A 13,936-nucleotide genomic window follows, 5' to 3' on the forward strand; every position below is an offset into this window, starting at 1 on the left:
TTGGGGCGACAACAGACCTTGCGCAGGCCTGTCTCAATGGGCGGCCCCAAAGGCCACTCTGTCTTGTACCTCCAGCAGTCACATCAGGCAGAACAGCAGCCTAGCGACGGCAAACCTCGCAGGGGTCAGGTGACTTTGGCACGTACCTGGAACCGCTCTTCGCGCCAGGTTTCATTTTTCAGAATGCTTTCCAATATGTCCACGGCCTTCAGGATGTCAGCCTGATCGATGAACAACGGCGTGATCCCAAAGCGCATCACATCCGGCGCGCGGAAATCGCCAATGACCTGATTGGCAATCAGCGCCTGCATGCAGGCGTAGCCGTGCTCGAACCGGAAGGACACATGGCTGCCCCGGTCCTGCGGATCTCTTGGACCGGCAAACGTCACGCCCGGACAACGGGCCTCCACTTCACGGATAAACAGCTCGCTCAGGTCGATGGACTTTTGGTGCAGATCTTCCATGTCCACCGTGTCCCACACGTCCAGCGCGGCGTCCAAAAGCGCAAAGGATGCGATGGAAGGCGTGCCAATGCGCATGCGTTCAATCGCATCCGGCATCGGGCGGAAGTCGGTGTCAAAGGCAAACGGAGCCTCATGGGCATACCACCCCGACAGCGCACTTTCGACCACACTCAACAAGCGTGGTGCCACGTGGATGAAGGCCGGCGCGCCCGGGCCGGCGTTGAGGTATTTGTAGGTACAGCCCACGGCAAAATCCACATCCAGCACTGCAACATCCACCGGAATGGCACCGGCAGAATGCGCCAGATCCCAAACCACCACGGCACCATGCGCGTGGGCTTTCTCGATGATAGCGCGCATGTCGTGGCGCCGTCCGGTCCGGTAATCCACCTCCGTGACCATCACCACCGCAACCTCGTCAGTGATGTTATCCAGTACGTCCTCTGGATTTGGGATGCGCAGCTCATACCCCGCGTCTTTGAGCTTCATCAGCCCTTCAACCATATAGAGGTCGGTGGGGAAATTGCCGTTGTCTGACAGGATCACCTTGCGCTCTGGCACCAAGGCCAGACCCGCTGCCACCGCCTGAAACACGCGGATCGAGAGCGTGTCGCCCACCACGGTTCTGCCGTCCGGCGCGCCGATCAGCCGCCCCACCCGATCGCCCAATGTGTTGGTCTGCATGAACCAGTTGCGGGTGTTCCACCCCCGGATCAGCTCCGTGCGCCACTCATCCATCAGGAAACGTTGCATGCGGTCAGGGGCCGCCTTCGGCATCGGACCGAGCGAATTGCCGTTGAGGTAGATCATGCCTTCGGGGATGTCGAACATGGCGCGGGTTTTGGAGAAATCAGTCATGGTGTTTTCAGCTCATTTGGGCGCAGCAGTGCGTAGCGAAGATGTAGGTTTAGGCGATTTCAGCGGAGTGCCAGACGTTTTTCACAGTCAAGTAGCTCTTCAGCCCTTCGGTGCCGCCTTCGCGGCCGTAGCCGCTGGACTTCACGCCACCAAACGGGGTTTCGGGCAGGGACGCCTCCAGCGTGTTGATTGAGAAGTTGCCCACCTCGATCTCATCAATCAAACGGTCGATGTAGTCGGCACGATTGGTAAAGGCATAGCCCGCAAGTCCGTATGGCACCGCGTTGGCCTGTGCAATTGCTTCATCTAGACTGCCGACCGGATTGAGCACCGCAATCGGGCCAAACGGCTCTTCCTGCATGATCCGCGCAGAACTTGGAACATTTGTGAGCACCGTGGGCTGGAAGAAATAGCCGGTGTCACCGTGCCGTCCGCCGCCTGTGCTCAATTCTGCGCCCTGAGCCACCGCGTCTTCTACCAAAGCGCTGAGCACGGGGATGCGCCGTGCGTTGGCGGTTGGCCCCATTTCCACACCGTCAGTGATCCCATTGCCCACCACCGTGGCGGCGGCGCGGGCCACAAAGGTATCGACAAAGCGATCAAAAATACTTTCGTGGATGAAAAACCGCGTGGGGGAAGTACAGACCTGCCCGGCGTTGCGCATTTTTCGCACCGCGCCGCTGATTGCAGCCTGTTCCACGTCGGTGTCTTCACAAACGATCACTGGCGCATGGCCGCCCAGCTCCATCAGAACCCGCGTGTCACTCTGCGCAGCAAGACCTGTCAGATGCCGCCCGACCTGTGTGGAGCCGGTGAGCGCCACGAGGCGCACGGAGGGCTGCGGGATCAGAAATTCAGAAATCTCAGACGGCACGCCAAACACCAGATTCAGCACGCCCGGAGGCAGGCCGGCCTCTTCAAACGCCCGCACGATGTGGATCGCCCCGGCAGGCGTTTCTTCGGCGGCCTTGAGAATGACGGAGCAGCCAGAGGCCAGCGCCCCGGCAATTTTACGGGCGGGTTGGCTCATTGGGAAGTTCCACGGCGAAAACGCCGCGACCACCCCAATGGGGCTGTGGTGCACCGAAATTTTGCCCCCCGCGGCGGAGGGGATCACCCGGCCATAGGTGCGCATGGCTTCGCCAGCGTCCCATTCAAAAAACTCGGCTCCACGGATGACTTCCAGACGGGCCTGCGCCAAAGGCTTGCCGTGCTCCGCTGTGATGCTCTGTGCGATCTCTTCCTGACGGTCCCGCATGATGGCGGCGGCCCGCACAATCAGGTCCGCCCGCGCGCGGGGCGATGTCTTGCGCCAGACCTCAAACCCTGCTTCGGCAGCCCGCAAGGCGTCTTCCAAATCGGCACGGCTGGCGCAGGGCAACTGGCCCAGTACCGCTTCTGTCGCAGGGTTCACAACCGGAAGGGTCTTTGCGCTGTTGCGCCACTGTCCATTGATGAAAAGTTGCAGGTCTGGATAGGTGTGCATGCCGCCCTCGCTGTCTTCCTTGACTTGCCCCCATAAGTCCTGCGTCCAGCGCCCTGCCGCAACAGAATTGAACAAATCCAGCTATAACAATGGCGAATATCAGAGCGTCTCAATGCGCCCCTGTATCTCCTCTGCGGCGGCGCGCAGCGCTTCCAGAAAGGCCGCACTGGCCGGAGACAGGCTTTGGCTGCCACGATAGGACACGCCAACCGGCCCTGCGCCAAACGGGGCCACCCAATCCAGCGCTGCCAGCAGACCATTTTGTATGTCGAGAGCGGCCACATGGGCCGGCATCAGGCCGATAAAGTTGTGAGAGCGCAGCAAAGACCGGTTGGCCAGGTAGGACACGGATTCAATGGCCGTCTCCGGCGCATATTGATCCTGACGTACAAAGAACTGGTCACATTGCCGACGCAGGGTGGTTTCGATGGGCGGCAGGATCCAGCCATAGGGCTTAAGCTGGTCGAAGGTGACGTTGGGCAGCGCCGCCAGCGGATGCTGGGTGCCCACCACAGCCACAATCCGTTCGTCAAAGAACTTCTCCTGACTGGTGTGTTGACGGTGTCGATGATCCGGCAATCGCCCCACCACCATGTCGATTTCGCCAGACAACAGCGCCGGCATCAGGACTTCATTGGTGCCTTCGACAATCTTGATCGCCACTTTGGGACGGTCTTTTAACAGCTGCTCCACTGCCATCGGCAGCAAAGACGGTGACGCCGCCAATAAGGTGCCGACGACCACCCGACCGGCGTTGCCCTCGTTCAAATCGTCCAGCTCCTGCGCCGCATTAGACACCTGCGCAAAGATCAGCTTGCCGTGCCGAATGAGAGAGTCGCCAAACACGGTGGGCACCACGCCCCGATTGGTACGCTCAAACAGCTTCACCTCAAAGTCCAACTCCAGATCCTGGATCATCTTGGTGGCAGCCGGTTGGGAGATGCTCAGATCCCGCGCGGCGCTTTGTATGCTGCCATGCTGACCAACGGCGACCAACAATCGCAATTGCCGCAGCTTCAGGCGGGTCAAAGCACGCTCTACAATTCGGGTGTGACGGGTGGCCATGGCAGGTCCTCACATCGACATAGGGGAAAGAAGCCGTTCGACCGCGGCCACCATGCTCATCGCGGCCAGAGCCGAACTGCGGGGATTGTCGGGCAAGGCGCTGCCTTCGATGCGGAACGAGAACTGCCCAAAGGCCCCGGTTGCTTGCACCTCGTGAATGTTGGCCGAGATCATCGGGTCCGCCACCAGTTTGACGCGTGTCTCGTCAAAGCCTGTGCCCGCCAACGCCACCGCAGCCGCAACATTGGCGTTTTTGGGATACGACAATGCCGCCTGACGTGCGGTGCCCTCAAAGTGCACGGTGGGTGCGGATAGGCTGCCAAGGTCCAGTTGAGCCTCCGCCTGAGAGCCTTGCCACCCAAGAGGCGGCTTTCGGCCAATGTAGGTGACCTCTTTTACCCCCCCGACCTTGGCGGCCCGCAAACTGTCCAAGGCGCCGATGGCGCCACTGGCCAGATGCAGCTGTGCGCCGCCGGACTGCGCGGCCTGCGTAAGTGTTTCCGCCAAAGAGGCATCGGCCAACGCCCCCAAAGACAGGGTGATCACATCGGTGCCCCGCGCCAAAAGCGCGGGCCCGTGCTGCGTCAATGCCGCGTGGCCGCCGCAGTCCAACACCAAAGCGATCTCGGCAGGCAACTCCGTCACCGATGTGACGCGCACCACATCCGCCAGCGACGTGTCCTTGGGCTGTGCCGACCGCGCCAGAACCGCATGGGGTCCCCAACCGCGTTGCTGCAAAGCCTCTGCCACATAGCGCCCGATTGCGCCTTCCCCGATGATGCCGATTTTCATGTGTCTCTCCAAGTACTCCATCAATATAGTGAAAGAGAGCCCTCTCTGTTATCAGAATTTTGGATAACCAGTTTCTTGGGATGCGGCTGGTGCGGGGCCGCATCCGTGGCCTATCAGGTCTGCAAAGAGCCCAAAAACCGGCTCCCTCTCTTTGCCGGATCGGAGTGTCGCCTTGAAATACGCCAAACATGAAGCCAAAGCCTATTCCCGTGAAACCATGCGCGGCATTTGGGCGGCGGCGCTCAATCCGTTTGACGAGACCTTGGCGCTGAACGAAGCCGGTTTGCGCCGCAACATCCGCCATTGGATCGATGACCTTGGCATTCAGGGGCTGTTCATTGCCGGAAAACAAGGTGAGTTCTGGTCGATGTCGCTGGAAGAGCGCAAGCGCAACATGACGATTGCGGTGGAGGAATGTGGCGACAAGGCTGGCACCATCATGTCGATCTCCGACCAGAGCGTGCAGACTGTGCTGGAACTTGGCCAACATGCCCAGGACTGCGGCGCGGACTATGTGGTTGTCCATGCCCCGATGCTGAGTTTCTGCCACGACCGCGACGAGGTTTTGTATAACTATTACAAATACCTCTGTGACCGGCTCGACATTGGCATCGCCATGTGGAGCCATCCGGACAGCGGTTACCTGATGGCGCCAGAAACCTGCGCCCGGATTGCGGACCTACCCAATATCATGGCGATCAAATATTCGGTGCCGCGCGAGATGTATGCCCAGTTGACCAAGATGGTGGGCGACAAGATTCTTGTCTCGACCTCGCTGGAAGACGACTGGCTCGATAACATCGAAGAGCTGGGCTGGCAGCTGTATCTGTGCTCGTCCCCTCCCTACCAGTTGCAAACCAAAAATGACCGCCGGATGCACGAATACACCGAGTTGGCTTTCGCCGGGAAGTTCGATCAGGCCCGCCGGGTGCGTGACAGCCTGGAGCCGGTGCGGGCTGCGATCCGCAACAGCAAGCCCGCTGGCAAACCCACCGCCCACGGCAAATACTGGCAGGAATTGCTGGGACAGGTCGGCGGCCGGGTGCGCCATCCGATGTTGGAACTGAGTGAAGCCGAAAAGGCCGCCACCAGCGCCGCGTTTGAAGATTGCGGGCTACAGCTCTGAACCGGCGATGTTAGGCGAAGCGCTGGCCCTGCTTGCAGCCGCCGCCTACGGCGTGGCGGGCGTGTCCATTGTCCATGCAAAACCGCAAGCGCAGGGCGACAACGGCATCTTTCTGTCCATTATCGTCACAGCTGTCTGTTCTTGGGGGCTTTGGCTGTTCACCGCAGACGCCCCTCGCGCCGTGCTGGTGTCTGGCGCGGGCGGAATGGCGCTGCTGATATTTGCCTGCGCCGGGCTCTGCGCCAATGTGTTGGGCCGTCAGACCATGTATCGTGTGACCGAGGTCGCGGGCGCGGTCAACGCAGGGCTGCTGCGTCGCTTGGTGCCGGTCTTTGCCCTACCCTGCGCCTTTGTTGTACTGGGGCAAACGCCCGGCTCACAGGTTCTGCTCGGCGGTGTATTTGTCCTTGCGGGGGTACTGTTCTATCTCCGCCCCAGCAAAACGCCGTTGGGTGGCTGGGTGATGCTTGGGACCTTGTCCGCCTTTGCCTATGCAATGGCCTATACCCTGCGCGGCCTTGGATTGTTGCATCTGCCAGACGCAGCATTGGGCACCGCCATTGGCGCGTCGGTGGCCGCTGTCTGGGTCGCCGCTGGAACAGTGTTGCGGCAAGGCCGTTTGTCTGGCTGGCATCACATCACGGGCGACCGGACATCGGCGCATTGGATCACCGCCTTTGCGCTCAGTGCCGGGCAGATATTGCAGTTCTTTGCGCTCAAACACACCACGGTGGCCGCCGTAGCCGTGCTGGGCGCCGTGGATGTGCTGTTTGCCGCCGTGCTGATGCGGTGGCGCCCAACTCAAGAAAACGTGGCGCTTGCACGGTTGCTGCTCGCCATGGTGCTGGCGATGATTGGCACCGCCTTACTGCTCGCGCCCTAAGGCATATTCCAAAAGCGGATAGCCACTTTCCCCAAATTCCATATTTCCTTGCCGCAAAATCCCTTAGCCTGCTGCCAACACGTGCGCGGCGCAGGCATCGCGCGGACATTTAGGGAGGGTCACATGGCCACACATCCAACCTTGAAACCGTTCAACTTCAAAAAATGGGTTGCGGAGAATGCGGACAAACTGCGCCCGCCGGTTGGCAATCAGCTATTGCACAAGGAAGGCGACATGATTGTGATGGTGGTGGGCGGTCCCAACACCCGCGTCGATTTCCATGACGATCCGGTGGAGGAGTGGTTTTTCCAGCAAAAGGGCGACATGATGCTCAAAATCGCGGATGGCGGCAAAATCTATGATGTGCCGGTGCGCGAAGGCGAAGTCTTTATGCTCCCCCCACATGTGCGCCACGCCCCGCAACGGCCACAAGAAGGCTCTATTGGCATTGTGGTTGAGGCCCCGCGACAGCCCGGCATGAAAGAAGGGTTTGAGTGGTTCTGCTTCAACTGCGAAGGGCTGGTGCATCGGGAAGAAGTTGCGCTGGACGGCCCCGAAGGCATCGTGACCGCCCTGCCAAAAATCTACGACCGGTTCCACAACAGCATTGAAAACCGCACCTGCCCGTCCTGTGGCGAGGTGCATCCGGGCAAAGGCAAGCCGCCGGCGGAGTGGGTGCAGCTGTAGGCGGTTTTGAGCATTCGTTTCCACAACTGAGCCGGGCCCTGCAGCTTATCCAGCTTAAGTGGAGGCCAAATAGCTGCCGCGTTACTTCAGCAGCACGTGATACAGCCAGGGCACCGCAAACAACACCAGCACGATGGCAACTCCGAGACCGCCTCGTATCAGACCAGCCGTCGCCCGCCCCCAAAGCGTGCCCCCGAACGCGACCATTGGAAAAAGGCCAGCCGCCAAGGTCAGTGAGGTCAGAAAGATCGAGCGCAACCGCTTTTACGCACCTGCTCAAGGGCTTCAAGGCGATCCGGAACCCCACGCTCCCGGCCAATTTGGTCCACCAATAAGATCGCATTCGAAGTCGGTTTGGCCCAGCTCCCGATCGACGCGAGCCCCCTCTCAGGTAAACTATGCCGGTCATGATAATGTCGACAGATGCGGCCCCGAGCGAGGCTTGCGAGAGCCGGCCTATCGACAATTCGTATCAGAGGGTTACATACAGCCTGTCATCCAGCAATCCGCTGCGCTTTTCCTAAGAGGTCCAGTGATGAGCAAGAAAATCCCCTCCCCCTGCATCGACGTATGCAAGTTCCGTCGCGAAGGCCATTGCTTGGGGTGTTCGATGACCAAGAGCCAAAAGAAGCTCTTCAAGTCGATCAAGAAGCCAGATCAGCGAGAAGGCTTTGTTCAACTTTTGGTGTGTCAGCAGGCACAAATGGGCCGGTACACACATTGGGCACCGGCCTATCGGAAGAAGCTCGACAAAAAGAAGGTCAGGGTAAATTTCCCGCTAACCAAATAGTTAGCGCAGATGGGAACGCAGGAACCAGGCGAACTTTTCATGCACTTGACCACGGCTAATGCACAGGTCTTCTGTCAGAGTATCACCGTGCTCAGCTGCCAATTCACCCGCACCGGCCAGCGTGGAGGCTAGCGTTTCTTGCGCCTCAAGCATGGCTTTGATCATGTCCTTATCGGTCGCGTCACCTTCGTGCTCGCTCACTTTGGAGCGCTTCAACATGCCAGCCAATGTGCCTTCGGCATGCGCGTCCAGCGCTTTGACACGTTCGGCCAGGTCATCTTGCGCTTCAAAATGGTCTTCGTAAATTTTCTGAAACAGGTCATGCAGCGGGCCGAAGGCCATACCTGTCACGTTCCAATGGAAGTTTTGCGCCAGCATGGTGGTTACGGCCGTTTCGGCAACAGACTGGTTCAACGCGTCTGCAATTGCCGCACGGGAGTCGGTGGTCAGATCAATAGCTGTCTGGGTCATTTTGAATACCTCGATACGTCCGTTCTTGGAAACCTTTGGGCGTACAATCGCCGCCCGCTACCCTTATTTATAGCATCGGGAGAGAATTCCAACCACTTTTTAGAATTATTCTAAGTCTGAGAAAATTGCTCGGATATCGACCGTATCAAAAAGGCGAAATTCCGCTGCGTCCAAAGCGGAACTCGTGACTTAATCAGGAACACAAAACTATCTTCGTCTCCACGTGCGAGTGTCTCAAACAAACGCCCCAGCCATGCTTCATCAAATGATATGTCATCGGTGTCTGGCTGAAAGAAGACCGGCCTTTTGCCGACGGCTTGTTTAAAGCCTCGAATCAGGATCTCCGCATGACGCATGTCTGCATTTGCAGGGTCAGCCAGTAACAAACCACAGGCTTCATTGAGGTCCATTCGCGCCGCAGACCGGCTTCGGCGAGCCACCATTCGTAGGTAGTTCACCAACAGAAGTGATTGCTCCGGCAGCCGTTTTACGGGCGTCGGTGTCAAACCATCGGGATTTGCTAGCTGAATTGCTTGCATCTTCGGGTCTCGCTACCTGTGAACGGTCTTAATCGCTCATATGGCACAATTTAAGAATCCTGACAATAATACTTGGTTAAAAGGCCGGAGCAAGCCTCAGCTGCCTAAAGAAGAACACGTCTTCGTTAGCCAGCCGCAGCACTTGCCTTCCACCGACAGCAGCGCAGATCATTCCCCTTTGACGTCTTCGCGTCGATCCGCTGCCATGCCCTCTTTGCGCAAGAAAACTAGAGCTGCGCTGGTCACAACCGCAGCGGACAACAGGTACAAAGCCGAGGCCCAAAGGCCAAATTTCCAAGCGGCGAACAGGCCAACCAACGGCGCAAAGGCTGCCCCCAGTATCCAAGACAGGTTTGTGGCCAGGGCGGAGCCTGAATAGCGGTACTCCGGCGCAAACCTGTTTGGCACGATTGAGCTGGACTGGCCGTAAGACAAACCCAGCAAAACAAAGCCAAGAAGAATGTAAATTGCAGGGTGCGTGTTCAGCCAGGTGATACCAACGCAAAGCACCGGCACCATTGCACAGCTGATCCAGAGGACAACTCGATTGGAAAACCTGTCCGCAAGCACGCCCGACAGAATCACCGCGCCAATAGCCACTGTGCCGCCGATCAACTCCAGCATGAGAATGTGGGTCACATCACCACTACCAAGCAACAGCGTGTAACTGAGCGGGAACACCGTAACCATGTGAAACAGCGCATAGCTGGCCAATGGCAACAAAGCTGACAGAACAATTGTACGGCCTTCATCCTGCAAAAGGCCCTTCAACGGTGCCGATTTCAGTTGCGTGTCATCATCACTGCCAAAATTGGTGGTCATAAGACGTAGGCGTGCAAAAAGAGCCACAACATTGACCGCAAGCACCGCAAAGAAGGCAAACCGCCAACCGTAGCTCAGGAATTCTTCTTCTGTCAGAAAGCCAGTGAGCACATAAAACAATGCCGCAGCCACACAAAACCCAATGGGTCCGCCAAGCTGTGGCACCATGGAATAGATACCCTCTTTACCCTTTGGCGCCGCAGATTTGAGCTGCAACGTGATTCCATCCCAGGCTCCGCCAAGTCCGAGACCTTGCACGAAACGTAAAATGCCCAGACTGATGGGGGCCAGCAGGCCAATCTCGCCATACCCTGGCAGCAGTCCAATCGCGACGGTGGACACCCCCAACACCATAAGCGCCAAAGTAATCTTGGCCGGGCGCCCGATTTTTCTCTGAATCCAGCGGCTTGCAAGACTGGCGATCGGACGTGCCAGGAAGGCCAAAGAGAAAAGCGCAAACGACCAGAGCGTGCCTGTCACCGGATCAAGATGCGGGAAAAACACCGTGGGGAACACCAAAGCCGAAGCAATGGCATAAACAAAAAAGCCAAAGAAATCGGTGACCCGCGCCATCACCACAGTGGTGATCACATCATCGATTGTTACGTGTTGTACCGTTGGGCTGCTGGAACTCGCCATGTCGCATTCTCCTGTCATTTGGGAATACCTGGCTGCGTTTTTTGAGGGGACAAAAAATCGTGGGCGAGGGCAATTGTCGCATTGCAGCATCTTGTGTCCAAAGTCCACAGGCTTTATGCCGCAACTGCGAGGTATCGGTTCAGTAGCAACCTGCCCTACCCAGCAAAATCCTGAACAATAAAGCACGGTTTGCCATGTGGGTCTTTCGCATTGGGCTATCTCTAGCCCTGTTCTTCAGTCTGTCCGGTTGTAATTTGGTGGTTCTGTCTCCCTCAGGAGACATCGCTGCGCAGCAAGGCGACTTGATCGTCTATGCCACGGTATTGATGTTGATCGTCATCATTCCCGTAACGGCACTGACGATCTTTTTTGCCCTGCACTACAAACAGTCCAACGAGGACGCGGCTTATGAGCCGGAGTGGGATCACTCCGTCAGCCTGGAAATCGTGGTCTGGGCTGTGCCGCTGGCAATCATCATTTGTCTCGCCGGTCTCACTTGGGTCGCCACCCATCGGCTCGAGCCTTATGATGACCTCAAAAGGATTTCTGAAGACACACAAATCGACCCCAATGTGACCCCGCTAGAGGTGCAGGTGGTGGCAATGGATTGGAAATGGCTCTTCTTGTATCCAGAATTCGGCATCGCCACCGTGAATGAGGCCGCCGCAATTGTGGACCGGCCCGTAGAATGGAAAATCACGTCCGCAACCGTGATGAATGCCTTCTACATCCCTGAAATGGCCGGCATGATCTACGCCATGGCTGGCATGCAAACCGAGTTGAACGCGGTGATCAATGCCCCGGGGGTCTACGAAGGCTTTTCCGCCAACTATTCCGGCAACGGATTCTCCGACATGCGTTTTGATTTTCACGCATTGGATGAAGCTGGATTTGAAGCCTGGGTGAAGGAAGTCAAAGACGCGCCAAATACCCTGGATCAACACAGCTATACCGAACTGCAAGTTCCCACCACGGCGCATGATGTCACCTATTTCGGCACCACCGAAGACGGCATTTGGGACAAAATTTTGAACATGTGCGCCGGCACTAACGAACTTTGCCTAAACGACATGAAGATGGTGGACGCTCTGGGCGGCGGCGGTTTGGATGGTCTGTACAACCGCGAATTGTTCCGCGGACTGTGCTCTGCAGATGATCCAGAAAGCCTGTTCCTGTTGTTGAAACCGGAACATGACCCCCACAAAGGTGAGATCCTCTCCGCAGTGAACCACCTCCCCGCACTTCCTCTTGCACAATCACAGCCCGAGGCGCAAAACTGATGGCATCCCCTACCGCATCCACCGCAGCCCATGGCGCAGACGCTGTGAACACAACCCATTGGTTCTGGGGCAAACTGGGATGGGACATCTTCCCCTTCTATGACCCGATCATCTTGGGCACCTTCATCGGCACCTGCCTGCTCGGCGTCGCCGTTGTTGGGGCAATCACGTACTTCCGCCTTTGGGGCTATTTGTGGAAAGAGTGGTTCACCTCCATCGACCACAAGAAAATTGGCATCATGTATATGATCCTTGGAGTCATCATGCTGGTGCGCGGCTTTGCCGATGCATTGCTCATGCGCTTGCATCAGGCGCTGGCCTCTGCCGGATACGTTGGTTTCCTCCCTGCCTATCACTATGATCAGGTCTTCACGGTGCATGGCGTGATCATGATTTTCTTCGTGGCCATGCCCTTTGTCACTGGCTTCATGAACTATGTGATGCCACTGCAAATCGGCGCGCGTGACGTGGCATTCCCGTTCCTCAACAATTTCAGCTTCTGGCTGACCGTTTCTGGCGCCGTGCTGATTATGATCTCCTTGTTTGTCGGCGAATTTGCCGCCACAGGATGGCTGGCCTATCCCCCGCTGTCTGGGCTCACCTTCAGCCCGGGCGTGGGCATGGACTACTACCTCTGGTCGCTCAACATCGCCGGGATCGGGACAACACTTTCCGGCATCAACCTTGTTGTTACCCTCGTTAAAATGCGCGCGCCGGGCATGACCTGGATGAAAATGCCTGTGTTCTGCTGGACCACGCTCTGTACCAACGTGCTGATTGTGGCCACTTTCCCTGTTCTCAGCGCCACGCTCGCTTTGCTCACCGCAGATCGGTATCTGGGCACCCATTTCTTCACCAATGAAATGGGCGGCAACCCGATGATGTATGTGAACCTCATCTGGATTTGGGGCCACCCGGAAGTCTACATCCTGACCTTGCCAATTTTTGGCATCTACTCTGAGATTGTGCCCACCTTCTGCAAAAAGCGCCTGTTTGGTTACACATCCATGGTCTACGCGACCTGCGTGATCATGATCCTGAGCTACATCGTGTGGCTGCACCACTTCTTTACGATGGGCGCCGGTGCTGATGTGAACTCATTCTTTGGCATCACCACGATGATCATCTCGATCCCGACAGGGGCGAAGCTCTTCAACTGGCTGTTCACCATGTATAAGGGCCGCATTCACTATGAATTGCCCATGCTGTGGACCGTCGCCTTCATGCTGACTTTTGTGGTTGGCGGAATGACCGGCGTGCTGCTGGCGGTGCCGCCCGCCGACTATGTGCTGCACAACTCTCTGTTCCTCGTGGCGCATTTCCACAACGTCATCATCGGCGGTGTTGTCTTTGGCATCTTTGCGGGCATCAACTACTGGTGGCCTAAAGCATTCGGCTTCAAACTGCACCGCGGCTGGGGTCTTGTCAGCTTCTGGGGCTGGGTGGTTGGCTTCTGGTTTGCCTTTATGCCTCTCTACATCCTCGGTCTGATGGGCGTCACCCGCCGCCTGAGCCAGTTTGAGGACACCTTCTACGGTATCTACTTCCTGATTGCCCTCGTCGGCGCTTTGATGATCGGTGTGGGCGTGCTCGCCTTTGTCATGCAAATCGTGGTCAGCATCTGGAAACGCGAAGAGCTCAAAGTGGGCGACGACCCTTGGGGCGGACGCACCTTGGAGTGGTCCACTACCTCTCCGCCGCCCTACTATAACTTTGCCTTCAGCCCGCGTGTCTATGAACTCGACAGCTGGCATCACATGAAGACAGAAGGCGCAGCGCGCCCAACCAAAGGCTTCGTCCCGATCCACATGCCGCACTACACCTCAAGTGGCATTGTCATCTCAGGCTTTATGACCGTGATGGGATTTGCTTTGATCTGGCACGTCTGGTGGCTTGCCGCACTGACCTTCTTTGCTTCGCTGGTCTGGGGCATCGCCCACACCTTCAATTACAACCGCGACTACTATGTGCCCGCTGAAGAAGTGCGCGCAATTGAGGCCGCGGGCAACACCTCTATCCCAGCAGCGGAGTAAT

Annotated in this window: 14 protein-coding genes; 6 read left to right on the forward strand and 8 right to left on the reverse strand. The window is 57.5% G+C overall.

Annotated elements, in window-relative coordinates:
• Positions 1-125: 125 nt before the first annotated feature.
• The 4 genes from kynU to MK208_RS18690 all read right to left on the reverse strand — a co-directional run bounded on the left by kynU (position 126) and on the right by MK208_RS18690 (position 4,665).
• Positions 126-1,322, reverse strand: a complete 1,197-nt coding sequence (gene kynU / locus MK208_RS18675) for a kynureninase (protein WP_294119068.1) — start codon at positions 1,320-1,322, stop codon at positions 126-128.
• A gap of 49 nt (positions 1,323-1,371) precedes the next feature.
• The gene (locus MK208_RS18680) at positions 1,372-2,808 is read right to left on the reverse strand and encodes an NAD-dependent succinate-semialdehyde dehydrogenase (protein WP_294119069.1); all 1,437 of its coding nucleotides are present in this window, start codon (positions 2,806-2,808) and stop codon (positions 1,372-1,374) included.
• Between the two features lie 99 nt (positions 2,809-2,907).
• Positions 2,908-3,873: a LysR substrate-binding domain-containing protein gene (locus MK208_RS18685; protein WP_294119070.1), complete on the reverse strand. Its 966-nt coding sequence runs from the start codon at positions 3,871-3,873 to the stop codon at positions 2,908-2,910.
• Positions 3,874-3,882: 9 nt separating this feature from the next.
• Positions 3,883-4,665, reverse strand: coding sequence for an aspartate dehydrogenase (locus MK208_RS18690; protein WP_294119072.1), 783 nt, complete (start codon positions 4,663-4,665; stop codon positions 3,883-3,885).
• A 172-nt stretch (positions 4,666-4,837) separates the two neighbouring features.
• Here MK208_RS18690 and MK208_RS18695 point away from each other — a divergent pair, with 172 nt between their 5' ends.
• From MK208_RS18695 to MK208_RS18705, 3 genes are all read left to right on the forward strand, one after another.
• Positions 4,838-5,791 carry a dihydrodipicolinate synthase family protein gene (locus MK208_RS18695; protein WP_294119073.1) on the forward strand — a complete coding sequence of 318 codons (954 nt, stop codon included), beginning with the start codon at positions 4,838-4,840 and terminating at the stop codon, positions 5,789-5,791.
• A 7-nt stretch (positions 5,792-5,798) separates the two neighbouring features.
• Positions 5,799-6,674, forward strand: a complete 876-nt coding sequence (locus tag MK208_RS18700) for an EamA family transporter (RefSeq protein ID WP_294119074.1) — start codon at positions 5,799-5,801, stop codon at positions 6,672-6,674.
• 123 nt (positions 6,675-6,797) lie between these two features.
• A complete protein-coding gene (locus MK208_RS18705; RefSeq protein ID WP_294119075.1) occupies positions 6,798-7,361 on the forward strand; it encodes a 3-hydroxyanthranilate 3,4-dioxygenase in 564 nt (187 codons plus the stop codon).
• A gap of 81 nt (positions 7,362-7,442) precedes the next feature.
• On the opposite strand, the gene MK208_RS18710 is transcribed toward MK208_RS18705, so the two are convergent.
• A complete protein-coding gene (locus MK208_RS18710; RefSeq protein ID WP_294119076.1) occupies positions 7,443-7,619 on the reverse strand; it encodes a hypothetical protein in 177 nt (58 codons plus the stop codon).
• 277 nt (positions 7,620-7,896) lie between these two features.
• Between MK208_RS18710 and MK208_RS18715 the strand changes: the two genes are divergently transcribed.
• On the forward strand, positions 7,897-8,151 hold the full coding sequence (locus MK208_RS18715; protein WP_294119077.1) for a DUF1289 domain-containing protein: 255 nt from the start codon (positions 7,897-7,899) through the stop codon (positions 8,149-8,151).
• Here MK208_RS18715 and MK208_RS18720 read toward each other — a convergent pair whose 3' ends face one another.
• From MK208_RS18720 to MK208_RS18730, 3 genes are all read right to left on the reverse strand, one after another.
• Positions 8,152-8,622 carry a DNA starvation/stationary phase protection protein gene (locus MK208_RS18720; RefSeq protein ID WP_294119079.1) on the reverse strand — a complete coding sequence of 157 codons (471 nt, stop codon included), beginning with the start codon at positions 8,620-8,622 and terminating at the stop codon, positions 8,152-8,154.
• Between the two features lie 110 nt (positions 8,623-8,732).
• Positions 8,733-9,161: a hypothetical protein gene (locus MK208_RS18725; protein ID WP_294119080.1), complete on the reverse strand. Its 429-nt coding sequence runs from the start codon at positions 9,159-9,161 to the stop codon at positions 8,733-8,735.
• A 168-nt stretch (positions 9,162-9,329) separates the two neighbouring features.
• Positions 9,330-10,622 carry an MFS transporter gene (locus MK208_RS18730; protein ID WP_294119082.1) on the reverse strand — a complete coding sequence of 431 codons (1,293 nt, stop codon included), beginning with the start codon at positions 10,620-10,622 and terminating at the stop codon, positions 9,330-9,332.
• 194 nt (positions 10,623-10,816) lie between these two features.
• On the opposite strand from MK208_RS18730, the gene cyoA reads away from it, so the two are divergent.
• Positions 10,817-11,902 (forward strand): ubiquinol oxidase subunit II, encoded by a 1,086-nt coding sequence (gene cyoA / locus MK208_RS18735; RefSeq protein ID WP_294119083.1) that lies wholly within the window; start codon positions 10,817-10,819, stop codon positions 11,900-11,902.
• On the forward strand, positions 11,902-13,935 hold the full coding sequence (cyoB, locus tag MK208_RS18740; RefSeq protein ID WP_294119084.1) for a cytochrome o ubiquinol oxidase subunit I: 2,034 nt from the start codon (positions 11,902-11,904) through the stop codon (positions 13,933-13,935). The genes cyoA and cyoB overlap by 1 nt, the downstream gene beginning before the upstream one ends.
• The last annotated feature ends 1 nt before the right edge of the window (position 13,936 follow it).

The sequence above is a fragment of the Shimia sp. genome (assembly GCF_022448905.1).
Lineage (GTDB): Bacteria > Pseudomonadota > Alphaproteobacteria > Rhodobacterales > Rhodobacteraceae > Shimia.